The sequence below is a fragment of the Streptomyces sp. NPDC091287 genome (genome assembly GCF_044768525.1).
Taxonomy (GTDB): domain Bacteria; phylum Actinomycetota; class Actinomycetes; order Streptomycetales; family Streptomycetaceae; genus Streptomyces.
The window spans coordinates 208,420-229,938 of the sequence record NZ_JBIVUV010000007.1 but is presented as its reverse complement, the minus strand read 5'-3'; the positions used below and the strand labels follow the sequence as shown (position 1 = coordinate 229,938).

Annotated in this window: 23 protein-coding genes and 1 pseudogene; 14 read left to right on the top strand and 10 right to left on the bottom strand. The window is 71.1% G+C overall.

Annotation, left to right across the window (positions count from 1 at the left end; genetic code table 11):
* Positions 1 to 166: 166 nt before the first annotated feature.
* The gene (locus tag ACIQRW_RS14135; RefSeq protein ID WP_403758960.1) at positions 167 to 1,048 is read right to left on the bottom strand and encodes an RNA polymerase sigma factor SigF; all 882 of its coding nucleotides are present in this window, start codon (positions 1,046 to 1,048) and stop codon (positions 167 to 169) included.
* 634 nt (positions 1,049 to 1,682) lie between these two features.
* Between ACIQRW_RS14135 and ACIQRW_RS14130 the strand changes: the two genes are divergently transcribed.
* The 6 genes and pseudogenes from ACIQRW_RS14130 to ACIQRW_RS14105 all read left to right on the top strand — a co-directional run bounded on the left by ACIQRW_RS14130 (position 1,683) and on the right by ACIQRW_RS14105 (position 9,025).
* Complete coding sequence (locus ACIQRW_RS14130; protein ID WP_403758957.1) at positions 1,683 to 2,444, top strand: GNAT family N-acetyltransferase; 762 nt, start codon at positions 1,683 to 1,685, stop codon at positions 2,442 to 2,444.
* A 253-nt stretch (positions 2,445 to 2,697) separates the two neighbouring features.
* The gene (locus ACIQRW_RS14125) at positions 2,698 to 3,975 is read left to right on the top strand and encodes a PP2C family protein-serine/threonine phosphatase (protein WP_403758954.1); all 1,278 of its coding nucleotides are present in this window, start codon (positions 2,698 to 2,700) and stop codon (positions 3,973 to 3,975) included.
* Between the two features lie 87 nt (positions 3,976 to 4,062).
* A pseudogene (locus ACIQRW_RS14120) lies at positions 4,063 to 4,719 on the top strand (TetR family transcriptional regulator); the annotation flags it as partial.
* Between the two features lie 173 nt (positions 4,720 to 4,892).
* Positions 4,893 to 5,693, top strand: coding sequence for an SDR family NAD(P)-dependent oxidoreductase (locus ACIQRW_RS14115; RefSeq protein ID WP_403758951.1), 801 nt, complete (start codon positions 4,893 to 4,895; stop codon positions 5,691 to 5,693).
* Positions 5,694 to 5,762: 69 nt separating this feature from the next.
* On the top strand, positions 5,763 to 6,803 hold the full coding sequence (locus tag ACIQRW_RS14110; RefSeq protein ID WP_403758948.1) for an NAD(P)-dependent alcohol dehydrogenase: 1,041 nt from the start codon (positions 5,763 to 5,765) through the stop codon (positions 6,801 to 6,803).
* A 449-nt stretch (positions 6,804 to 7,252) separates the two neighbouring features.
* Positions 7,253 to 9,025 (top strand): ABC-F family ATP-binding cassette domain-containing protein, encoded by a 1,773-nt coding sequence (locus ACIQRW_RS14105; protein WP_403758946.1) that lies wholly within the window; start codon positions 7,253 to 7,255, stop codon positions 9,023 to 9,025.
* On the opposite strand, the gene ACIQRW_RS14100 is transcribed toward ACIQRW_RS14105, so the two are convergent.
* The 8 genes from ACIQRW_RS14100 to ACIQRW_RS14065 all read right to left on the bottom strand — a co-directional run bounded on the left by ACIQRW_RS14100 (position 8,989) and on the right by ACIQRW_RS14065 (position 15,355).
* The gene (locus ACIQRW_RS14100; protein ID WP_403758944.1) at positions 8,989 to 9,492 is read right to left on the bottom strand and encodes an NUDIX domain-containing protein; all 504 of its coding nucleotides are present in this window, start codon (positions 9,490 to 9,492) and stop codon (positions 8,989 to 8,991) included. The genes ACIQRW_RS14105 and ACIQRW_RS14100 overlap by 37 nt on opposite strands.
* Before the next feature lie 66 nt (positions 9,493 to 9,558).
* On the bottom strand, positions 9,559 to 9,969 hold the full coding sequence (locus ACIQRW_RS14095) for a PTS-dependent dihydroxyacetone kinase phosphotransferase subunit DhaM (RefSeq protein ID WP_398619021.1): 411 nt from the start codon (positions 9,967 to 9,969) through the stop codon (positions 9,559 to 9,561).
* A complete protein-coding gene (gene dhaL, locus ACIQRW_RS14090) occupies positions 9,966 to 10,577 on the bottom strand; it encodes a dihydroxyacetone kinase subunit DhaL (RefSeq protein ID WP_403758940.1) in 612 nt (203 codons plus the stop codon). The genes ACIQRW_RS14095 and dhaL overlap by 4 nt, the downstream gene beginning before the upstream one ends.
* A gap of 111 nt (positions 10,578 to 10,688) precedes the next feature.
* On the bottom strand, positions 10,689 to 11,681 hold the full coding sequence (gene dhaK / locus ACIQRW_RS14085) for a dihydroxyacetone kinase subunit DhaK (protein ID WP_403758937.1): 993 nt from the start codon (positions 11,679 to 11,681) through the stop codon (positions 10,689 to 10,691).
* Between the two features lie 924 nt (positions 11,682 to 12,605).
* Positions 12,606 to 12,752 (bottom strand): hypothetical protein, encoded by a 147-nt coding sequence (locus ACIQRW_RS14080; protein WP_403758934.1) that lies wholly within the window; start codon positions 12,750 to 12,752, stop codon positions 12,606 to 12,608.
* A 281-nt stretch (positions 12,753 to 13,033) separates the two neighbouring features.
* Positions 13,034 to 13,702 (bottom strand): snapalysin, encoded by a 669-nt coding sequence (gene snpA / locus ACIQRW_RS14075; protein WP_403758931.1) that lies wholly within the window; start codon positions 13,700 to 13,702, stop codon positions 13,034 to 13,036.
* Between the two features lie 265 nt (positions 13,703 to 13,967).
* Positions 13,968 to 14,435, bottom strand: a complete 468-nt coding sequence (locus ACIQRW_RS14070) for a cupin domain-containing protein (protein ID WP_403758928.1) — start codon at positions 14,433 to 14,435, stop codon at positions 13,968 to 13,970.
* Positions 14,436 to 14,518: 83 nt separating this feature from the next.
* Positions 14,519 to 15,355, bottom strand: a complete 837-nt coding sequence (locus ACIQRW_RS14065; RefSeq protein ID WP_403758925.1) for a helix-turn-helix domain-containing protein — start codon at positions 15,353 to 15,355, stop codon at positions 14,519 to 14,521.
* A gap of 120 nt (positions 15,356 to 15,475) precedes the next feature.
* On the opposite strand from ACIQRW_RS14065, the gene ACIQRW_RS14060 reads away from it, so the two are divergent.
* From ACIQRW_RS14060 to ACIQRW_RS14045, 4 genes are all read left to right on the top strand, one after another.
* The gene (locus ACIQRW_RS14060; protein ID WP_403758922.1) at positions 15,476 to 16,228 is read left to right on the top strand and encodes a phosphotransferase family protein; all 753 of its coding nucleotides are present in this window, start codon (positions 15,476 to 15,478) and stop codon (positions 16,226 to 16,228) included.
* Positions 16,229 to 16,398: 170 nt separating this feature from the next.
* Entirely contained in the window at positions 16,399 to 17,394 is a 996-nt protein-coding gene (locus ACIQRW_RS14055) for a Ku protein (protein WP_403758919.1), read from the top strand.
* Positions 17,395 to 17,414: 20 nt separating this feature from the next.
* Entirely contained in the window at positions 17,415 to 18,377 is a 963-nt protein-coding gene (gene ligD / locus ACIQRW_RS14050) for a non-homologous end-joining DNA ligase (RefSeq protein WP_403758917.1), read from the top strand.
* 238 nt (positions 18,378 to 18,615) lie between these two features.
* Positions 18,616 to 19,002 carry a VOC family protein gene (locus ACIQRW_RS14045; protein WP_403758914.1) on the top strand — a complete coding sequence of 129 codons (387 nt, stop codon included), beginning with the start codon at positions 18,616 to 18,618 and terminating at the stop codon, positions 19,000 to 19,002.
* Positions 19,003 to 19,134: 132 nt separating this feature from the next.
* On the opposite strand, the gene ACIQRW_RS14040 is transcribed toward ACIQRW_RS14045, so the two are convergent.
* Complete coding sequence (locus tag ACIQRW_RS14040; RefSeq protein WP_403758911.1) at positions 19,135 to 19,422, bottom strand: GlsB/YeaQ/YmgE family stress response membrane protein; 288 nt, start codon at positions 19,420 to 19,422, stop codon at positions 19,135 to 19,137.
* A 258-nt stretch (positions 19,423 to 19,680) separates the two neighbouring features.
* Between ACIQRW_RS14040 and ACIQRW_RS14035 the strand changes: the two genes are divergently transcribed.
* From ACIQRW_RS14035 to ACIQRW_RS14020, 4 genes are all read left to right on the top strand, one after another.
* Entirely contained in the window at positions 19,681 to 19,980 is a 300-nt protein-coding gene (locus ACIQRW_RS14035) for a gas vesicle protein (RefSeq protein WP_403758909.1), read from the top strand.
* A 46-nt stretch (positions 19,981 to 20,026) separates the two neighbouring features.
* A complete protein-coding gene (locus tag ACIQRW_RS14030) occupies positions 20,027 to 20,464 on the top strand; it encodes a gas vesicle structural protein GvpA (protein ID WP_403758906.1) in 438 nt (145 codons plus the stop codon).
* Between the two features lie 2 nt (positions 20,465 to 20,466).
* On the top strand, positions 20,467 to 21,177 hold the full coding sequence (locus tag ACIQRW_RS14025) for a GvpL/GvpF family gas vesicle protein (RefSeq protein ID WP_403758904.1): 711 nt from the start codon (positions 20,467 to 20,469) through the stop codon (positions 21,175 to 21,177).
* A gap of 61 nt (positions 21,178 to 21,238) precedes the next feature.
* Positions 21,239 to 21,496, top strand: a complete 258-nt coding sequence (locus tag ACIQRW_RS14020) for a gas vesicle protein GvpG (protein WP_403758901.1) — start codon at positions 21,239 to 21,241, stop codon at positions 21,494 to 21,496.
* Positions 21,497 to 21,519: the final 23 nt, after the last annotated feature.

Below are 21,519 nucleotides of genomic sequence, written 5' to 3'. Positions count from 1 at the left end.
TCTCCCCCCCCTTTTCTTTTTTTTTTTAAAAAAAAAACATGATGTGCTAATACCCCCCACAAAAAATGTGGGGGGTGTTTTTTTTATATCCCCCCCCCCCCCCCCCCCAACGCCTTGTTTGTTCGCTATCCGCCCGGCCACCGCCCGACGGGGTGGCTCGCGATGATCACTCCTGGACGAGCATCCCGCTCCGCAGCTTGCCCAGCATCCGGCTCAGCAGCCGGGACACGTGCATCTGCGATATCCCGAGCTCCGCGCCGATCTGCGCCTGGGTCATCTCCTGGCCGAAGCGCATGTCGATGATCCGGCGCTCCCGCTCGTCCAGTTCGCCCAGCAGGGGCGCGAGGGCGTGGAGATTCTCCACGGTCTCCATGGCGGGGTCCGGCTCGCCCAGCACATCGGCGAAGGTCCGCCCGGCGGTCTGACGGGGCCCGGCCTCCGCGGTGTCGGTCGGCATGTCCAGGGAGCCCGCCGTGTAGCCGTTGGAAGCGACGATCCCCTCCGTGACCTCGGACTCCTCGATCCCCAGGTCCTTTGCCAGCTCCCGCACGGTGGGGTCCCGGTCGAGGTCGCCCGCCAGGGACTCCTTCGCCTTGGCGAGATCGACCCGCAGCTCCTGGAGGCGCCGCGGCACGTGCACCGCCCAGCTCGTGTCACGGAAGAACCGCTTGATCTCCCCGACGATGTACGGCACCGCGAACGAGGTGAACTCGACTTCCCGCGAGAGGTCGAAGCGGTCGATCGCCTTGATCAGCCCGATGGTGCCGACCTGGACGATGTCCTCCATGTCGCCGCTGCCCCGGTTGCGGAAGCGGTTGGCGGCGAAGCGGACGAGGGACAGGTTCATCTCGATAAGGGTGTTGCGTGCGTACTGGTACTCGTGCGTGCCCTCCTCCAGGATCTGGAGGCGGTCGAAGAAGAGACGTGAGAGCCGGCGCGCGTCCATCGGGGCGACCTTCCCGGCATCCTCGATCCAAGGAAGTTCCTCGGTGGCGCCCGTCTGCTCCGTACCGGCCGTCTGTGCGGTCTGTGCGGTCTGCACGGTCATGTCGGCTTCACGCTCCCTGGTTCGTAGGCCCTGAGGTCTGTTCGCCTTCCCAGGGGTACGGCTCTCATGCGTCGAAGTGGTAGTTGATCCGGCCAGCCGGAGTGAGTTGGCTTGAAACAGGTGTAGTTCGGCTCTGAGGCGCGGTCACCCGAGAGGTACAAGCCGAGTGGCACAAGCCGAGTGGCGCGGGTCGCGAGATGCGGGTCGAAAGGCGCGAGCCGAAGGGCGCCCGTAGAGGGCGCACGTGAACGGCGCGAGCAATGAATGCGCAAACAACCGCCCCACCGGTACGGGGGAGCCCGGTGGGGCGGTCGCCACCAGAGTGCCACAGCCAGGGGGTAGTTGGGACCGGACCGGCGTGTATTGGCCTACGGATGAGTCGATTTCGCCGCTCGCCGGTTCGGGCGTACGCCGGGGCATCGGGGTGCCGCTGGGGCTGTCGACCCCGATGGCACGGGCCTGGCGCGGGGCCGGACGGTCCGCGCCCCGATGATTGCGTTGCCGTGAACAGATTCTCCTCACGGAATACCTGCCGTACCCACCGGCTTTTCCTGCCTGGCGGGTACGCCGCTCCCGGCCCCGAGCGCCCGCTGCCGAGAATCGCGCGATGGACGGAACGAGAACGAGGAAGACCATGACCCAGAACAGCACCCGGCCCCGGACCGATGATCCTTCCAGGCTCCACCCCCTGGACAACCCCGCCCGGTCCTCGCTCACCGGCCCGCACGCCCACTTCGCCGAGAGTCGCGGGCGGGTCCTGCGCTATCCCGCCGACGTCACTCCCTGGATCGCGCTCCCCGACGCCCCGGAGGCCCAGGACTGGGCCGATGTCGCGGCGCTCGCCGGGCCGGGCGGCTCCGTCACCCTGGCCGCGTTCCAGGAGCCGCCGCCGCAGGACTGGGAGATCATCTTCCGGGCGGAGGGCGTCCAGCTGGTCGACGCGTCGGTGGACGCCGCGCCCGATCCGGAGGCGGTCCCGCTGGGCCCCCGGGACGTGCCGGAGATGCTGGACCTGGTGGCACGCACCCGTCCCGGTCCCTTCCTGCCGCGCACGGTCGAGCTGGGTACATATCTGGGCGTCCGTCGGGGCGGCGCACTGGTGGCGATGGCGGGGGAGCGGCTGCACCCGCCCGGCTTCACGGAGATCAGCGGTGTCTGCACGGACGAGTCCGTACGGGGGCAGGGGCTGGCGAGCCGACTGGTCCTGGCGGTCGCACACGGGATCCGGGAGCGCGGCGAAACGCCGTTCCTGCATGCCTCCGCCTCCAACACCGGGGCCGTCCGGCTCTACGAGTCCCTCGGCTTCCGGCTTCGCCGGCGTACGGAATTCCTCTCCGCACTCGTCCCCGCCACGCTCCCGTCCGCTGACGGGAGCCGCAGCCCCTCACTGCGCTGACAGGTACAGGTGCAGGTACCCGGTCCCTTCGTACGGGGTGCCCGTACGAAGGGACCGGGACCTGAGGCACCCCCGGTACGGGACCAGGGACCCGGGCCGGAAGCCCCGGGCGGGACCTTCGACAGCCGCTCGGGGCCCTAAGCCCTCCTGCGCGGGCGCCCGCCACCCGGTCAACTGGAAGGGACCGACCGAAACCGCGGGCGGCACCGAGAGATCAGCGGGAGGACAGGCCGTGCCCATGAGGTTGCTGGACATGGCACAGAAGCGGAGCGGGGTAGGGACCCGGGGTGGTGCCGCGCCCGGAGCGGACGCGGGCGTCGGGGCGGTGTCCCAGAGCCGGATCGGCAACTGGGCACTGGTCGGCGGTCTCGCGCTGCTGACCGTACTCGTCGTGTTCCTCGACGTCAGAACAGGCAACGACCTGCGGGTCGTGCCGCTGCTCGTGGTCGTCCCCGCACTGGCCTCCGTCTACTGCAGCCTCCGCCAGACCATCTGGATCGCGGTGTGGATCACCACCGTCGTCGTCGGGTTCCGGGTCGGCGCGGACGGCACCTTCTGGGACTTCGTCTTCGGCATCGGATTCGCCGTACTGGCCTGTGCGCTCGGGGTCGCCGCCTGCGCGGCGCGCATCCGGCACGCCACCGAGATGGCGCGGCTGCGATCCGCCGCCGTCACCCTGCAGCGCCAGATCCTGCGGCCGCTGCCGGTCGGTACCGGCCACGTCATCGCGCACGGGCTCTACGAGCCGATCGAGGAGGACCGCTTCGTCGGCGGAGACATCTACGAGGTCGTCGAGTCGCCCTACGGGACCCGGGTGATCATCGGGGACGTCCAGGGCAAGGGGCTCGCGGCCATCGGCGCCGGATTCGCGGCCATCGCCGCGTTCCGTGAGGCGGCCATCCGCGAACCCACGCTCACGGGAGTGGTGGAGGCGCTGGAGGCCGCCGTCGTCCGGCACAACGCGTTCTCCGCCCAGACGGGTGAGGCCGAACGCTTCGTGACCGCGCTCGTCCTCGGGTTTGACGAGGGCGGCCGGGTGGAGGCCGTGAACTGCGGGCACCTGCCGCCGCGCCTGCTGCACGACGGCCGGTCCTCGGCCGTCACGCTCCACCGGACGTACGTCCCCCTCGGCCTCGCCGGACTCAGCCAGGAGATCCGTACGACCGAGTCCTTCGACTTCCCGCCGGGCGCCACGCTCCTCGTCGTCACCGACGGGGTGACCGAGGCCCGCGACATCGCCGGCGCCTTCTACCCGCTGGACGAGCGGATCAGGGCCTGGGCCGGGCACGGGCCGCGCGAACTGCTCGACGCGCTCCACGTCGATCTGGGGGAGTTCTCCGGAGGCGTCCGGCGCGACGACATCGCCGCGCTCGCCCTGCTGCGCACCTCAGCCGACGACGGGCGGCGGCCCGCGGTTCCGGGCGCCGCGGTCCCCGGCGATGCCGCTCCCGACGGTGCCGATTCCGGGGCTGCGGTTCTCGGCGACACCGCCGAAGCGGGCGAGGCCCAGTGGCGTACCGCCGCAGTCTGAACGCTCGCCGCGAGCCTGCGGCCGGCACCCTGATGTCCCCATGAGACGAATGTCGCGTGGGGACATTTTTGGGTGTACCGTGCATGTATGACTCCGGAACGGAAGATCCCGGATCGGCGCGGCCGCAAGGCGCGCCGCACCCGCGACACCCTGGCGCAGGCCGCGTTCGAGCTGGTGCTCGACCGAGGGCTGCGGAACGTGACGGTCGAGGAGATCGCGGAAGCCGCGGACGTCGATCGCCGTACGTTCAGCCGGTACTTCACGAGCAAGGAGGCCGCCGCCCTCGACTCGCTGCGGGGCGACGGTGACCGCATCAACGCGGCCCTGCGAGCACGCCCGGCCCCTGAGCCCCCGCTCCTCGCCTACCGGCGGGCCGTCCTCGACTGGCTCGCCGATCCCGGGTCGGAGCCGTGGCACCGCCGCCCCCGGATCTTCGACCTGCTGGTCGTCGCCGAGGAGGAGCCGACCCTCTACGCCGTCTTCCACCACATCCGGGTGGACGCCCAGGAGGACTCGGTCGCCATTGTCGCGGACCGGCTCGGCGTCGATCCCCGGCGGGACATCCGGCCCGCCGTGACCGTCGCCGCAGGAGCGGGCGCGCTGCTCGCCGCCCAGGCCGCCTGGGTGCGGGGAGGCCGGCCGGACGCTCTGCCCGGACTGGTCGCCGAGGCGTTCGACGCGCTCTCCGCCGATCTGCTCGGCGAGCCGCACCCCGCTCCGGAACAGCACCGGGGTACCCCGGAACAGCACCGGGGCACCAACAGCCCTACCGGCACCAACAGCACGACCGGCACCAACAGCAAGATCGGCACCACCAGCACCACCAACACCACCAGCACCACCAGCACCACCGGCACCACCGGCACCACCGGCACCACCGGCACCACCGAAGAAGCAGAAGGAACCGAGGCAACACCATGAGCACCGAGCACAGCTCCACCCCCGCAGCCGAGGCGAAGGCCGAAGCCCGGACCGAGTTCGCGGGGCGCACCGCCCTCATCACCGGCGGTGCCTCCGGCATCGGCCTCGCCCTGGCCCGGCGGCTCGCCGCCGGCGGCGCGGCGGTCGTCGTCGCCGACTACGACGAGCAGAGCGCGCGCAGGGCCGCGGCCGACCTGGAGAGTGCCGGAGCCAGGGCCGCCGCCGTCGCGATGGACGTCACCGACCCGGCCTCCGTCGAAGCGGGCGTGCGGTTCGCGGTGGCCACCTTCGGCGCCCTCCACCTGGCCGTCAACAACGCCGGCATCGCGGGCCCCAGCAGCCCCACCGGCGAGTACCCGGTCGAGGACTGGAACCGCGTCGTCGCCACCAACCTCAGCGGCGTCTTCCACTCGATGCGCTACGAACTGCCCGCCATCGTCGCGGCGGGCGGCGGCGCGATCGTCAACATGTCCTCCATCCTCGGCACCAACGGCTTCGCGGGGTCGCCCGCCTACGTCGCGGCCAAGCACGGCGTCGTCGGCCTCACCAAGACCGCCGCCCTCGAATACGCCGGACAGAACGTCCGGATCAACGCGGTCGGCCCCGGCTTCATCGACACCCCGCTCCTGCGGAACACCGACCCGGGGGCCCGCGAGCACCTGATCTCCCTGCACCCGGCGGGACGGCTCGGCACCGCCGAGGAGGTCGCCGAACTCGCGGCCTTCCTGCTCTCCGACAAGGCCTCCTTCATCCACGGCAGCTACCACCTGGTGGACGGCGGCTACTCCGCCCCGTGACGGAGCCCGAGTGGCGCGCGGGGGACACGGGGGCGACAAAGAGAGTCAAGAGAGAAGCGAGGAGACCCCATGAAAGCCGTTCAGTACCGGGCCGTCGGCGCCGCCCCCGAGGTGGTCACCGTCCCGGACCCCGAGCCCGGCCCCGGCCAGGTCCTGCTGAAGGTCACCGCCGCCGGTGTCTGCCACTCCGACATCGCCGTGATGAGCTGGCCCGCCGACCAGATCCCCTTCCCGCTGCCCCTGACCCTGGGGCACGAGGGCGTCGGCACGGTCGCCGCCCTCGGTGACGGCGTCGACGGCTTCGCCCTCGGCGACTCCGTCGCGGTCTACGGGCCCTGGGGCTGCGGCACCTGTGTGAACTGCGCCGAAGGCAAGGAGAACTACTGCCTGCGCGCCAAAGAGCTCGGCATCATGCCGCCCGGACTCGGCGCACCCGGCGCGATGGCCGAATACATGATCGTCGACGACCCCCGCCACCTGATCCCGATCGGCGACCTCGACCCGGTGAAGACGGTGCCCCTCACGGACGCCGGACTGACCCCGTACCACGCGATCGTGCGCTCCCGGGCGAAGCTGGTGCCCGGCTCCACCGCCGTCGTCATCGGCACCGGCGGCCTCGGCCACGTCGCGATCCAGCTGCTGCGCGCCATGACGGCCGCCCGGGTGATCGCCCTCGACGTCACCGAGGACAAGCTCGTCCTGGCCAGGACCGTCGGCGCGCACGAAGCCGTCCTCTCCGACGAGAAGGCGGCCGCCCGCGTCATGGAACTGACCGGCGGACTCGGCGCCCACGTGGTCCTCGACTTCGTCGGAGCGCCGCCCACCGTGGCGACCGCGGGCGCCGTCGCCCGCGTCGACGGCGACGTCACCATCGTCGGCATCGGCGGCGGCGCGCTCCCGGTCGGCTTCGGCACGCTTCCGTACGGCACCAACGTCAGCGCGCCCTACTGGGGCTCGCGCAAGGAGCTCGCCGAGGTCCTCGACCTGGCCCACGCCGGAGCGGTCGACGTCCACGTGGAGACGTACTCCCTCGACGAGGCCCCGCTCGCCTACGAGCGCCTCCACGACGGCAGGATCAACGGCCGGGCCGTCATCCTCCCGGGCGGCTGAGCCCTCTGGCACCCGGGCGGCCGAACCTCGCCGGCCCCCGGGCAGCTGCCTGATCCCCTCTGGCACCCCGGCGGGTGCCTGAATCTGTCCCGCAGCCGGCGGCTGAACCTCCCGGTCGTCTCATCGTCGAACGTCCGCCGCCCTCCCCGCCCGCCCGGCGGCCTCCGGCTCCTGCCCGGCGGCCGCCGGGCGGGCGAGAAATTCCCGGCGCCGGGAGGCCGGCCGCCGCTAGACTGGCCGACATGGGTTCGTACCGCTACTACTTCTTCCGCTGATTCCCGGCCCGGACGGCCGCAGCGCGCCGCACCGCGCGTCCTTCTGAGACGCCCCGGTGACGTCGACGTCACCGCGCGCGCCCGCCGCCGTCCCTTCCGCCGTCCGGCATCCACGCCCCGCCGCCGCGCTTCCGCGCGCCCCTTCGCGGGCCGTCACCCAGGGAAAAGGCACCCATGCACCCCCAGCGCGACCGCGCTCAACTGGCCATCAAGGACGTCTCCAAGGCGTACGGGGACCGCTCCGTACTCGACCAGGTGACCCTCACCGTCCGGCCCGGTGAGAAGACCGCCGTCATCGGCGAGAACGGCTCCGGAAAGTCCACGCTGCTCCGGCTGCTGGCCGGAGCGGAACAACCGGACACCGGTGAGATCACCGTCCGCTTCCCCGGCGGTACCGGCTATCTCGCCCAGACCCTCGACCTCGACCCGGCCGACACCGTGCAGGACGCCGTCGACGCGGCCCTCGCCGAACTGCGCGACCTCGAACACCGTATCCGCGGGGCGGAGGCCGACCTCTCGGAGCGGAAGCCCGGCGACCCGGGGCCGACCGACGCGGAGCTCGCCGCGTACGGAGACCTCCTCACCGCCTACGAGGACCGCGACGGCTACCGGGCGGACGCCCGCACCGAAGCGGCTCTGCACGGCCTCGGCCTCGCCCACCTCACCCGCGACCGTGCTCTCGCCACGCTCTCCGGCGGCGAGCAGTCCCGGCTCGCCCTCACCTGCGTCCTGGCAGCCGCCCCCGAACTGCTGCTGCTCGACGAGCCGACCAACCACCTCGACGCCCGCGCCGTCGGCTGGCTGGAGGACCACCTGCGCGCCCACCGGGGCACCGTCGTGGCGATCACCCACGACCGGGCGTTCCTGGAGCGCGTCACCTCGGTGATCCTGGAGGTCGACCGGGACCTGCGCACGGTCACCCGGTACGGAGACGGCTGGGACGGCTACCGCACGGCCAAGACCACCGCCCGCCGCCGCTGGGCCCAGGAACACGAGGAGTACCTGACGGACCTGGCCCGCACCGAGGAGCTCGTCGCAGCGGCCGGAGCGCGGCTCGCGGCCGGCGGAGGAGATCCGAAACAGGGCTTCGGCAAGCACCGCCGCTCGCACGAGGCGAAGCTGTCCGGCCAGGTCAGGGCCGCCCGGACCCGGCTGGACGCGCTACGCAGGTCTCCCGTGCCACCCCCGCCCCGCCCGCTCGCCTTCACCGGCCGCCCGACCGTCGCCGACGGGACCGGCACCGCGGACCGCGACGGAATCGCCGACGGGACCGGCACGGCGGACCACGACGGAATTGCCACCGTGACCGGCACCGCGGACCGGGCGAGGACTCTCGTGGAGCTGGAGGCGGTCTCCGTCGGGGACCGCCTCCGCCTCCCCTCCCTGCGCGTGGAATCGGGATCCCGCCTCCTGGTGACCGGTGAGAACGGGGCCGGGAAGACCACCCTGCTGCGGGTCCTCGCGGGTGACCTGACCCCCGACGCGGGAACGGTCACCCGCCGGGCCCGCATCGGCTACCTCCCGCAGGAACTGCCCGCGCGCCCGACCCGGCGTACCCTGCTCGCCACCTTCGCGGCGGGCCGCCCCGGCTTCCCCGACGAGTACGCCGACGAACTCCTGGCCCTCGGCCTGTTCCGCCCCGAGGACCTCGACGTGCCCGTCGCGTCCCTCTCCGTCGGCCAGCAACGCAGGCTGGCCCTGGCCCGGCTGGTGACCCGGCCTGCCGATCTGCTGGTACTGGACGAGCCGACGAACCACATCGCGCTGAGCCTGGTGGAGGAGCTGGAACAGGCCCTCGACCAGTACCGGGGCGCGGTCGTCGTCGTCTCGCACGACCGCAGCTTCCGGGCCCGCTTCACCGGCGACGTACTGGAGCTGCGGGCCGGCCGCCCGGCGGGCGCGGCACCGGCCTACGCCTCGGGGGAGGCGGTCCTCCCGCGCACCTGAGCGCGCAGCCGGTCGACGAACACCCGCTGGCCGACGATCAGCCGCTCGGCGGCCTGCTCCGGCGTGCACCAGGCGAACCGGTCCATCTCCGGGAACTCCTGCTGCACGCCGGACCCGCGCGGCCACTCCATCGTGAACGTCCCGGGCACGACGGACGCCAGGTCCAGCTCCGCCTCCAGGGCCCAGGCGGTCACCGTCTTGCCGCTGCGCTGCCGTGACTCGCCCAGCGCGATCCACTCGCCCGGCGGGACCGGCACGCCCAGCTCCTCCACGAACTCCCGGCGGGCGGCGGCCTCCGCGTCCTCCTCCGGTCCGTACTCGCCCTTCGGCACCGACCAGGCGGCCGCCTCCCGCCCCGCCCAGAACGGCCCGCCCATGTGCCCGATCAGCACCTCGACATCCCGCTCGCCCACGCCCTCCGTGACCCGGAAGAGAAGAAGCCCCGCACTGCGCCTGCCTGTCGACATGTCGTCAAGTCTGCTGCGGCACGGTGCGGGGCGCCACGCGGGCCCAGCCTGATCCTGCGGACAGCGCTACGTCTTGCGGTAGCCGTACGCCTCCGAGGCCGCGGCCTCCACCGCCGCGAGGTCGCCACCCGCCGAGGCGGTCACCACGGCGGCCACAGCGCCCTCCACGAACGGCGCGTCCACCAGCCTCGTGCCCTCCGGCAGCTCGTCGCCCTCGGCGAGCATGGCCTTCACCGTGAGGACCGCGCTCCCCAGGTCCACCAGGACCGCGACACCCGCACCCCGGTCCACCGAGGCGGCGGCCCGGCCGATCAGCTCCGCGCTCGTCCCGAGCCCGCCGTTGGGCAGCCCGCCGGCCGGAGCGACCGGCGCGGTCACCCCTCCGGCGGCGAGGCCCCGGGCCAGCTCGGCGACCGACTCGGCGACCGGACCGCTGTGGGAGACCAGCACGATGCCCACCTGCCGCTCGCCGCTCACGCGCCCGTTCCGTCCGCCGCCGTCGCCGCCAGGGCCTCGACCAGCAGAGCCGACGAGGTCGCACCCGGGTCCTGATGCCCGATACTGCGCTCGCCGAGATAGCTGGCCCGGCCCTTGCGCGCCTGCAACGGCACCGTCGCCTCGGCGCCCGCACGAGCCGCGTTCGCGGCGCCGTCGAACGAGGTGGCGAGGGCCTCCGCCGCGGGCAGCAGCGCGTCGAGCATCGTCTTGTCCCCGGCCTGCGCGCCGCCCAGCTGTCCCACCGCGGCGACCCCGGCCGCGAACGCCCGGGCCAGCTGGTCCCGCGTCACCTCGTCGTCGTCCCCGAGCGCCTTGCCCGTACGGCGCAGCAGCGTCCCGTACAGCGGTCCGGACGCCCCGCCGACGGTGGAGATGAGTTGCCGTCCGGCCAGGGTGAGCACAGCACCGGGAGTGGCGGGGGCATCCTTCTCCAGCACCGCCGTCACCGCCGTGAAGCCGCGCTGGAGGTTACTGCCGTGATCGGCGTCCCCGATCGCCGAGTCCAGCTCGGTCAGATGGTTCGCCTCACGCTCCACGGACGCCGCGACAGCGGTCATCCAGCGGCGGAAGAAGTCGGTGTCGAGCACATGATCTCCTGTTCCTCGGTCCCACCCGGAACGGGTCGTCCCGGCGGCGGCGCGGGCTGTACGGGCGACCCCGCGCCGGATTCGCACCCGGTCACGGGATCCCGTCGGCGCTCAGCAGCCCCAGCGGAGCGCGGCCGTCCGCACGGGCGCGTCCCACAGTCGCAGCAGCTCCTCGTCGACCTGGCACAGCGTCACCGAACAGCCTGCCATGTCGAGCGACGTCACGTAGTTCCCCACGAGCGTACGAGCCACCGCGACACCCCGCTCGGACAGGACCCGATGGACCTCGGCATTGAACCCGTACAGCTCCAGCAGCGGTGTCGCCCCCATGCCGTTCACCAGCGCCAGGACCGGACCGGTGGGGCGCAGATCCTCCAGTACCGCGTTCACGGCAAAGTCGGCGATCTCACCGGACGTCATCATCGGCCGCCGCTCACGCCCCGGCTCCCCATGGATGCCGATGCCCAACTCCAGCTCCCCGGTGGGCAGATCGAAGGTGGGGCTGCCCTTGGCCGGGGTGGTGACGGCGCCCAGCGCCACCCCGAAGCTGCGCGAGGCCCCGTTCACCTGCCGTGCGACGGCGGCCACCCGCTCCAGCGGAGCGCCCTCGTCCGCCAGGGCTCCGGCGATCTTCTCGACGAACAGCGTCGCTCCCGTACCGCGCCGCCCGGCGGTGAACGTACTGTCGCTCACGGCCACGTCGTCGTCCACCACCACCTGGGCGACCTGGATTCCCTCGTCGTCGGCGAGCTCGGCGGCCATCTCGAAGTTGAGCACGTCACCGGTGTAGTTCTTGACGACGAACAGCACCCCCGCCCCACTGTCGACGGCTGCCGCCGCCCGCAGCATCTGGTCGGGCACGGGGGAGGTGAAGACCTCCCCGGGACAGGCGGCCGACAGCATCCCGGGTCCGACGAACCCGGCGTGCAGCGGCTCGTGTCCCGAACCGCCCCCGGAGACGAGGCCCACCTTTCCCGCCACGGGCGCGTCCCGCCGCATGACGACCCGGTTCTCCACATCGACGGTCAGCTCGGGATGTGCGGCAGCGATGCCCCGTAGGGCATCGGCGACCACGGTCTCGGGAACGTTGATGAGCATCTTCACATCTGTCTCCTAGCGGGCCTGTCAGAGCCTTGTTGACCTGCGTTTTTCCTGGTGGGAAGGGTTGCGGCGAGTTGCTGATCCCGGCGGTCCGCAGCGGCCGGATGCGCATCGTGGTGGTCCTGATGCCGACTGCTTGCTGAGTTTCCTGAAGGGCTGTCAGTCGATCGGTGGGGCGCTCGTGAGTGATCGGGCTGGAACCGGTGAGACTCCCACGATCCTGCCGACAAGCCGCGTTCGACGCCATCCGCGGAACGAGTTGCGGAGTTTGATCCGGACAGTGGATGCATTCCGCCGCCCGGGGGTGACCCGCTCCCACGCTGAAGGCGGTCATCGAGGGTGGGCAGCGGGCAGGTGACCTACCCGAAGCGGACGCCCTGGCGGTGCGGCGGGTGCGCCCGCCCCCGCTGTGCTCGATGCGGAGGTCCACCCGCGGGCGGGCCGCCTCTTCCTCCGCCGCACGCCGCTCCGCCGCCTCGCGTCGCTGATCGGCCAACGTCTCCTCGGCCACCGTGGCCGACCGTTCCGAGGCAAGGCGCGATAACCGCGCCTCCTCCACCGAAGCTTCAGCGGCGGTAACCGACTTCTCGGCTGCGTTTGCGGAACGTCGACCGTCCCGCTGCGCCCTGATTTACTGCCGCGGGCCTACGCGGCGCTGCCGGAACGGCGAGCGGCGTTCACCCTTTCCGCCACGCCCGCCCGGGCGGGACGGACCTCTTCGAAGCCGAACCCGATGGCACCAGCTCGAATCAGCCCCTCGGCGACCATGATCGATCCGCACACCATGATCGGCCTGGTGCCCATCCGCGCCATGGGGAATATTCGTCAGGCAGGGGAGCGATCGACTTCCGTCAAGGCCCTTTGTCCCCGGTCTCCGATGAGTGATGCCAGCAGGTACTTTTCCGGTCGTCCGCCGAAGCGCCGATGTCACCGGCGTCCGCGCAGCCGGCCGAGCAGGCTGCGAGCCTGGGCGCGCTTACGGGGGTCGGCCGCGGCACGTCGGGCCGACTCGATGGTCCGCCGGCCACGGGGGCTACGGGTGAATTGCGTGAGACGCGCGATCAGTCCGGACATGGTTCCTCCTCGGAACGGTGTGCCATCCGCCTACCCGGCAAAGACGCGAGAATGCTCGGGCGTCGCAGTGCGCGTTGCCGGCCGAGCCGGGTCCGACCAACGCGCACCCCGTCGTCGCAGCTTCACCACCGCGCTCACGGCAGTCCTGCTCACCATCAGCGGGTGCAGCACCGACCCCGAACCGGCAGCACGCTGACGGCGGAAGGCTCAGTGTGGAGGGCCGCTCCCCGTCCAGAACGGCCCTCCACTCATGCAGGTGTAGCGATCAGTTCCCGGTCCGGTTAGGAGGCGGCACGGGCCAGCGCGGCCGCGAAGCCGTTCTGCCAGAGCTGGTTCACCCGCGCTCGCTCGTTGGCGTCCGGCTGGGCGTTGGTGCAGGACGGGCCGGGGCCGCCGCCGGACATCAGTTGGCTGCACGGTCCGGAGTAGTTGTCCGGCAGGCCGAGCACATGTCCGGTCTCGTGCGTGGTGACGCGGGTCGAGTTGTACTGCTGGTTCTGCCGGTAGTCCAGGAAGATGAAGCCACGGCCGTGTCCGTTGGTCGAGGCGTACGATCCGCGCGGATCGTTTCCTTCGCGGTACGTGAAGTCAGCCCTGGAGCCTTCCTGAAGCCGGACGTTGGAGACCGAGCTGTTCCAGATCCGGGTGCTGTTGGCTATCTGGGTGCGGAAGCTCGGGGCGGAAGCCGCGCTGTACGTGACCGTGACGGCCTGGGTTCCCGGGTTGGCGGCCCGCTTCTCAGCGACCGACTTCATGACCGCGTCGAAGAAGGCCCGGTTCGCGGCGGCGTTCTCCCCCGACCCGTTGTACGCGGCAATGCCGGCTGAGGTGGAGGTGGCAGGAGCAGTAGCAGGAGCAGGAGCGGCGGAGACCGCGGGAGCTGAACCCAGCGCGGCAACTAAGCCGAGGCCGACAATGGCGGAGGCGATGGCGGTCGGGACGTGTCTCATGGGGGATTTCTCCTACTGTCCGATGAAGCCGCACCCTGGAGTTTGTCCGCTGAACGGACGGGGCGCGGGACGGTACGGGGAGAGTGTGGGGGAGCGGAGACCTGCTGGGAATGATGCCAACTCGCGATGCCACCGCCCTATCCCCGTCCTCCGGGTCGCGCCCCCATGACATCGGCTCAAGGCCGCCACGTGGCCGAGGAAGCAGCCTCGTACGCGACGACGGAGCCCGCGCCAGGCTCGGCGAGTTCGAGGAGTGCGGCCTTGGTCACGGCGCTTGCGGGCCGGGGGTGCCGACGTGCTCGGTCGGGCGGATGCCGGTCCGGGGACGGTGGTCGGTGCCGAGGCCTGCGGTGATGGTCAGGATGGACGCCGACCCCGCCATGTCGACCGCGTGCCATGCTCCGGCAGGGTTGACGGTGGCCTCGCCCGGCCGGAGCGTAACGCGGTCGGGCACCCCGTCCACGTCGCGGGTGACCGTCACCGACCCGCTGAGGCAGACGACCAGTTCGTCGCCGGCGGGGTGGCGCTCCCAGTGGTCGCCTGGGCCGTCGCCGTCGAAGATCGTCACTATCCGGCCCTCGGCGCCGTCCGCCGCGACCGCGGCGCTGTAGGCCTGGAGCACCTCCGGGTCCCAGGCGAAGCCCTCGACGGGTTTGGCTCTTGATCCCAGCCCGAGGTGCACGGGGGTGGTCCGCAGGTCGATGGCGTTGCGTTCGTGGTTGATGAGTCTCATGCCGACGATCGTCACCGGACGGCCATCGGGTGGTCTTGAACGAAAGGGAACGGGAGCCGACGCGACGGGCAGCCGGCCGGCGACTACCCGTTCCCGAGGAGGACTTCGCCGCGACGCCAGGCTGTCGGCGATCGGCCCGTGAACTCGCTCCAGTCCCGAACGAGATGGGCCTGGTCGGCGTAGCCGGAGAGGGCCGCCACATCGGCCCACGGGAGCGGATCGTGCGCCGTTGCCAGTTCGTGCGCGTGCTCGAAGCGCAGAACTCGGGCGAAGGTTTTCGGTAACAGGCCCACCTCACTGCGAAACCGCTCGGTGAGGTACCGACGGCTCCAGCCCAGTTCTGCGGCGACCGCCGCAACCTGGACACGGCCCCGCGCGGCGACGAGGCGGCGCCAGGCCTCGGCCACCTCGGGGCGTGCCCGGGGGACGCGTTCGCCGCCGTCGCTGCGGCCGACGGCTCGCAGGAGCAATTCGTCCAGCGCGGCGAACCGCGCGGCCCAGGTCGTTGCCGTTCGGAGCCGGTCGACCAGCTCGACGCCGAGCGCTCCGAGAAGCTCGTCGAGGGGAACCAGCTGGTGGGCGAGTGCAGCGGCGGGCATGCCGTAGACGGCCCGAGCCCCGAGAGGTGTCAGCGACACCTGCACGCCTTGCTGGCGTCCGTCGTGGTGGATCGCGACGGACCGGCACATCAGCCCGCCGGCCACGCTGCCGAATCGGGTCACCGGTGACCCGTCGTCGACGCCCGTCGCCACCTCCAAAGGGTCGGACAGGCTGATCACCGCCGTGAGCACGCGGCCCGGCGGACCGCAGTGCACCCCCGCCGGGAACCCGCGAAGGTCGAAGCCGACATACGAGCCGACGTACCGCCGCAAGGCCGGCGCCGGACGCGCATCGATCCTGGTAGCCCTATGGTCCTCCACCCTCGTCAGTGTATGAACCGGCGGCCCACTGGTGAGCTCTCGTGTTCAACAGCCGCTACATCGGCGACATCGGAGATATCCCGGCGACATCGGCGGTCGTCCCCCGGATAGTGGTCGCCCATGGAAGAGGTCGAAGTCGTCGTCGCCCATTCCGAGCGCGCGACTCTGCGCGTCGGCGACGTGTTCCTGAAGGTGGACGCCGATCAGGCGCGCATCGACGTCGAGGTCGAGGCGATGTCCCTCGCGCCGGTTCCGACCCCGGAGGTCCTGTGGCGCAAGCCGCCCGTGCTCGCGATCGCCGCACTCCCGGGAACAACGCTCGGGCGTCTCGGCGGGCCGCCGACCGGGTCGTCGGCGGCGTGGGCCGCGGCGGGCGCCGCCATCCGGAAGCTGCACGACGCGCCGCCGCCGCCCTGGCCCGGTCGTGCCGGGCGGAGCGTTGTCGCGCTGGCGGCGGAACTCGACGACGCGTGCGCGTCGCTCGTGACGAACGGCCTCCTCCCCGCTGACCTGGTCGCCCACAACCGCCGGGTCGCCGAGGCCGCGCTCAGGCCGTGGACTCCGGCGTTCACGCACGGCGACCTGCAGATCGCGCACGTCTTCCTCGACGGCGACGAGGTCACGGGCATCATCGACTGGTCCGAGGCGGGTCGGGGTGATGCCCTGTACGACCTCGCCACCTTCACGCTCGGACACGAGAAGCACCTCGACGACGTCCTCGTCGGCTATGACGCCGACATCGACATCGACCTCGACGTGATCCACGCGTGGTGGTCGTTGCGAAGCCTGCTGGCAGTTCGCTGGCTGATCGAGCACGGCTTCGACCCGTTCGCGCCGGGCTGTGAGGTCGACGTGCTGAGAGCCCGGATGTGAGGCGATCGACCTCCTCGCCACGGAGGGGAACAACAAGGCCGCCGCGTTCGCCGTTCCGAATCCGGCGCAGCACCACGAATGGCGCCGGGATACGAATGGTGCTGAGAATGTGGTGGGGGGTCGTGAGAGCCCGCACGGCGACTCAGCCCGCGGCGGGCATGGAGGTAGGTATGCCGAGGCCTTTGTGGACCGGTGCGATCAGCTTCGGCCTGGTCACCATCCCGGTGAAGGTCGTATCCGCGACCCAGGACCACTCGATCCACTTCCGCCAGGTCCACCTGGAGGATCTCGGACGGGTCCGCACCCGGAAGGTCTGCGAGCTGGACGGCGAAGCACTGTCGCAGGACGAGATCGGCAAGGGCTACGAGCTCTCCAAGGAGCAGACGGTGCCGATCACGGATGAGGAACTGGACAGGATTCCGCTGCCCACCGCGAAAGCCATCGAGATCGTCGCTTTCGTGGACGCCGACAGCGTCGACCCGATCCGGATCAGCGACTCCTACTACCTTGCGATCGACGGCAAAGTAGCCGAGAAGCCCTACACCTTGCTGCGCCGGGCGCTGGAGCGCTCGGACAAGGTGGCCGTCGCGAAGTTCGCCTGGCACAACCGTGAGCGGCTGGGGCTGCTGCGGGTCAGGGAAGGGGCGATCGTGCTGCACTCGATGCGCTGGCCGGACGAGATCCGCAGCCCCGAGTCCCTGGCCCCGATCCAGGTCGAGCTGGACGACGAAGAGATCGAGCGGGCCGTACAGCTCACCGACACCATGGCTCTGGACAGCATCGCCGGGTTCCGGGACACCTACCGGGACGCCCTGGAGGAACTGCTCACGGCGAAGTCGGAGGGCAAGGAGCTTCCGGAGCCCGCCGAGGGCGAGGAGCAGGAGGAGGGCAAGGTCGTGGACCTGATGGCCGCGCTGAACGCGTCGGTCGAGGCGGCGAAGGACAGCCGCGGGGAGGGCGGGGGAGGGGAGGCCACGGTGCACGAGATGCGGCCCCGGAAGAAGACCCCAGCGAAGAAGACGGCCTCGTCCGGGACGTCGGCCACCGGCCGGAAGGCGGCCACGTCCAGGAAGACCACCGGCCGGAAGACGGGCGCCGGGAAGACGACCTCGGCGAAGAAGACGACCGGCGCCAAACGCACGGCGAGGAAGCGGAGCGCCTCCTGACCGCGGACCGAGACGGTTCCGTGGCGCGTCTGCCCCGCATCGCACCGATGCTCGCGACCCCGGGGCGGCTGCCCCCGCCCTCGGAGGACGGCTCGTACGCGTACGAGGTGAAGCAGGACGGGCAGCGGTGCATGGTCTACCTTCCCGGCGACGGGTCCGTACAGCTGCGCTCCCGGTCCGGCGCCGACATCACCCCCGCCTATCCCGAGCTCGCGAGCCTGGGAGCGGCGCTGGGCTCCCGCCCCGCTGTACTGGACGGGGAGATCGTCGCCCTGGACGACGAGGGGCGCGGCGACTTCCAGCGGCTGCAGCCGCGGATGGGGCTGGCCGGCTCCCGGGCCAGGGCGGGCCGCATGGCCGCGAAGGCGCCCGTGCACCTGATGCTCTTCGACGTCGTGTTTCTCGGCACGAGCCGGCTCACCCGCACCCCGTACTCCGAGCGCCGCGCCGTCCTGGACTCCCTGGACCTGGGCGGGCCCACGTGGTCGACCCCGGCGGCGGTCGTCGGACACGGTCAGCAGGCGCTGGAGATGACACGGACCGCCGGCTTCGAAGGGATCGTCGCCAAGCGGCGCACCTCCCTCTACGAGCCGGGTGTCCGCTCCCGGGCGTGGGTCAAGATCCGGCACGTGCGGACCGAGGACATCGTCGTCGGCGGCTGGCTGCCCGGCCACGGCCGCCTCACCTCGCTGCCCGGCGCCCTCCTCATGGGCCGACCGGACCCCGGCGGGGGACTCCGCTACGTCGGTGGCGTCGGCACCGGCTGGAGCGACGCCGAACGCACCACCCTCGCAGCCCTCCTCCACGCCGCGGCGACCGACACCTGCCCGTTCACCGAGCGGCCCGCGGTGACCGGGGCCCGGTGGGTGGAGCCCCGGCTGGTCGGAGAGGTCCGCTACACGACCCGCACCAGGGCCGGACGGCTGCGCCAGCCCTCCTGGCACCGCCTGCGCCCCGACCTCACACCCGATGACCTCCACTGAGTCGCGCAGAGGCGTCCTTCCTCCGTCGAGCAAGCGCCGTACGGCCTCGGGCGTCGACTTCGTGGAGATCAGCGACCACTACCGTCTGCGGAGGGGACCCCGGACGGTGCGTCGAGGTGGCTCAGCAGTTCGACTTCTACCGATACCGAAGTGAACTCGACGGGCGCGTCACACAGCTCAAGCCGAACAGCACGCGGGCAGCACGCGGGCCTGAAGGAGCACTTGTTACGCTCGTCCTATGCTGAGACTCGGAATGCCTGTCGTCGGTGTCACCGACCTCCCCCGAGCGGTTGCCTTCTGGAGCGCGGCGTTGAACCTGGTCGCCAGTCAGGAGTGGGCGAGCGAGACGTGGCGAACGCTCGACCACGTCGACGGCTCCGGCCGGGCACTCGGCCTGTTGCGCAGCGACTCCCCGGCCGAGCCACGCCCCCGTATCCATCTGGACCTGTTCACGGATTCGGCCGAGGAGCAGCGGAGTGAGGTCCGGCGACTGCTCGGTCTCGGCGCGCAGAGCGTCGACTGGGACCTCTACCCGGCCGATCCGGACTTCGTTGTTCTGGCCGACCCGGACGGCAACATCTTCTGCGTCGTGGACCTGAGCCACGCTCCCAGCGGCGGAAGCTGAACGGCGCGACGGCCCGACCCCACGATCCCCGGGACGACCTGACCGCATCCGCTGGAAGGGCGGCCTGACCGGCCGGGCCGCGGGGCCCACGTACCCGTACTGGGGCCCACGTACCCGTACTGACGGCAGGCGTCACGCGCGCTTCCGCGGCCGTCGTTCGGTTCCGGCGAGTGCGCGGTCGAGGGCGGCCACGCCCAGGCCGGCCAGGACGATCTGGAAGAGCCACTCCGACCAGTCGACGCCCCGCGTGTCGCCCACACCCAGGACGGACGCCAGCAGCGAGCCGAGGAGCGCCGCGGCCATGCCGACGACGAGGGTCCACAGGACGCCGATGTGCTGACGGCCGGGCAGGACGAGGCGCCCCAGCAGGCCGACGGCCGCACCGATGATCAGAGCGCTGACGAGTCCCGAGATGTGCATGGCCGGCTCCTTCGTGGTCGACGTGTCCGCCTCGTGTACCCCCGAGGGGCGATGAGGACTCTCGGTACACGAGACTCGCCGACACGCCACGACACCGCCGAAGTCGCCGCCGCACAGGGGTATCCGGCGTCACCGGAGGCGGTTCGCCACCATCGGCCCATTCATTCGTGCATACGTCCGGAGCGTAGGGGCAGGCGAATGTCAGCCATGGACGACGGAGGCCGATCGCAAGCGGTCATCCCCGGCGACAGGTGAATGATGAGCACCGAGAAGAAGACCGATGAAGAGCACGACGGAAAGCGCGTCGACGTTCCTACCGCCATGAGGCAGGCCTCTGCGCAGCTCACGGAATTGCTCCAGTGCGAGCCGGGTTCTGTTTCCGCGGTGAAGGCCACCGAGGACGGTTGGTCGGCGGACGTGGAAGTGGTCGAGCTGGAAAGAGTGCCGGACACCATGAGTGTCATGGCCTCCTACCGGGTTGAACTCGACCCGCAGGGAACGCTGTTGTCCTACGAGCGACTGCGCCGCTATGCCAGGGGCCAGATCGACCGTCGCTGAAAATTCCGTCGTCAGACGTAACAAAGATCACCGAAAGGAGTTCCCCATGGCACTCGTTCAGCAGAGCAATGCGACGTCCGGTGGTGGGAGCGGATCGGGAAATCTCTACGACGTTCTTGAACTCATACTCGACCGCGGGTTGGTCATCGACGCATTCGTCCGTGTCTCCGTGGTCGGTATCGAAATTCTCAAAATCGACGTCCGGGTGGTGGTCGCGAGTGTCGACACCTATCTGCGGTTCGCCGAAGCCTGCAACCGACTCGATCTGGAGTCCGGACGCAAGGCGCCGAGTCAGCTCACGGACCTGGTCGGCGACATGACGGAGAACGGCGCCAAGGGCAAGTCCAAGGGCGCGCTCAGCGGTGCCGTCGAGGCGGTGACCGAGTCGTTGCAGGGCAAGCGCGACGAGTCCGAGGAAGAGCCGCGCAAGCGCCCGGCCCGTAAGTCGACGTCCAGCCGCCAGACCCAGCGAAGCGGGGAGTGACGGTGCCCACCTACATCTACGCCATCACCGGCGCCGACCATCCGCTGCCCCTGAACGGCCTGTACGGCGTGGGCGACCCGCCTTCCGCCCTGCGTACCCTGCATACCGACCGGCTGGCCGCCGTGGTCAGCGACGCGCCTCCCGGACTCCGCGCCAAGCGACGCGATGTGATGGCCCATCAGGCTGTTCTGGAAGCGCTGATGGCGGGTGGTGCGACCCTGCCCATGAGGTTCGGTCTGGTGGGCCCCGGCGACGACGAGGTCACTGCGGCCCTGGACCGGGAGGCCGACGCGTACGGGGACCGGCTGGTGGAACTCGACGGCCGGGTGGAGTACAACCTCAAGGCCGGCCGCGACGAGGAGGATCTCCTGCGGGAGATCATGACCGAGTCCGAGGACATACGGCAGCTCAACGAACGGACGCGTGCCCAGGGCAGCCACGACGACCGGGTCGCGTTGGGAGAACTGGTGGCCCGCGAGGTGACCGCCCGCCACCAGCGGGAGGCGGAGGACGTCGCAGTCCGGCTGGCGGACGCCGCCACCCGCAGCTCGCACGCGGAGCCGGCCCCGCAGCAGTTCCTCAACCTGTCCTTCCTCGTGCCCCGGGCGGAGACCGACGCCTTCGTGGCAGCGGTCCAGCGCGAGGCGGAGCAGCGCGGCGACGCGTACGCGTTCACCCTGACCGGCCCGCTGCCCCCGTACAGCTTCGTCTGACCGCCGAGGGGCGGCCCGGGCCCGTCCGGCCGTCCCCGGGAGCGGAGGTGATCTGTCAGCCATGGGCCTCATCAGCAGCATCCTGACCCTGCCGCTGGCTCCCGTACGGGGGACGGCCTGGGTCCTCGACCAGGTCGTCCAGGCCGCCGAGGAGGAGTACTACGACCCCGAGCCGGTACGTGCCCGGCTTGCCCAGTTGGAACAGGACCTGATCAACGGCCTGGTCGACGAGGACGAGTTCGATCGGCGCGAGGACGAACTCCTCGACCTGCTCGACGAGATCGAGGAGTACCGCAACAACACACGGCACGCGCCGTGACCATCAACCACGACACACGTGAC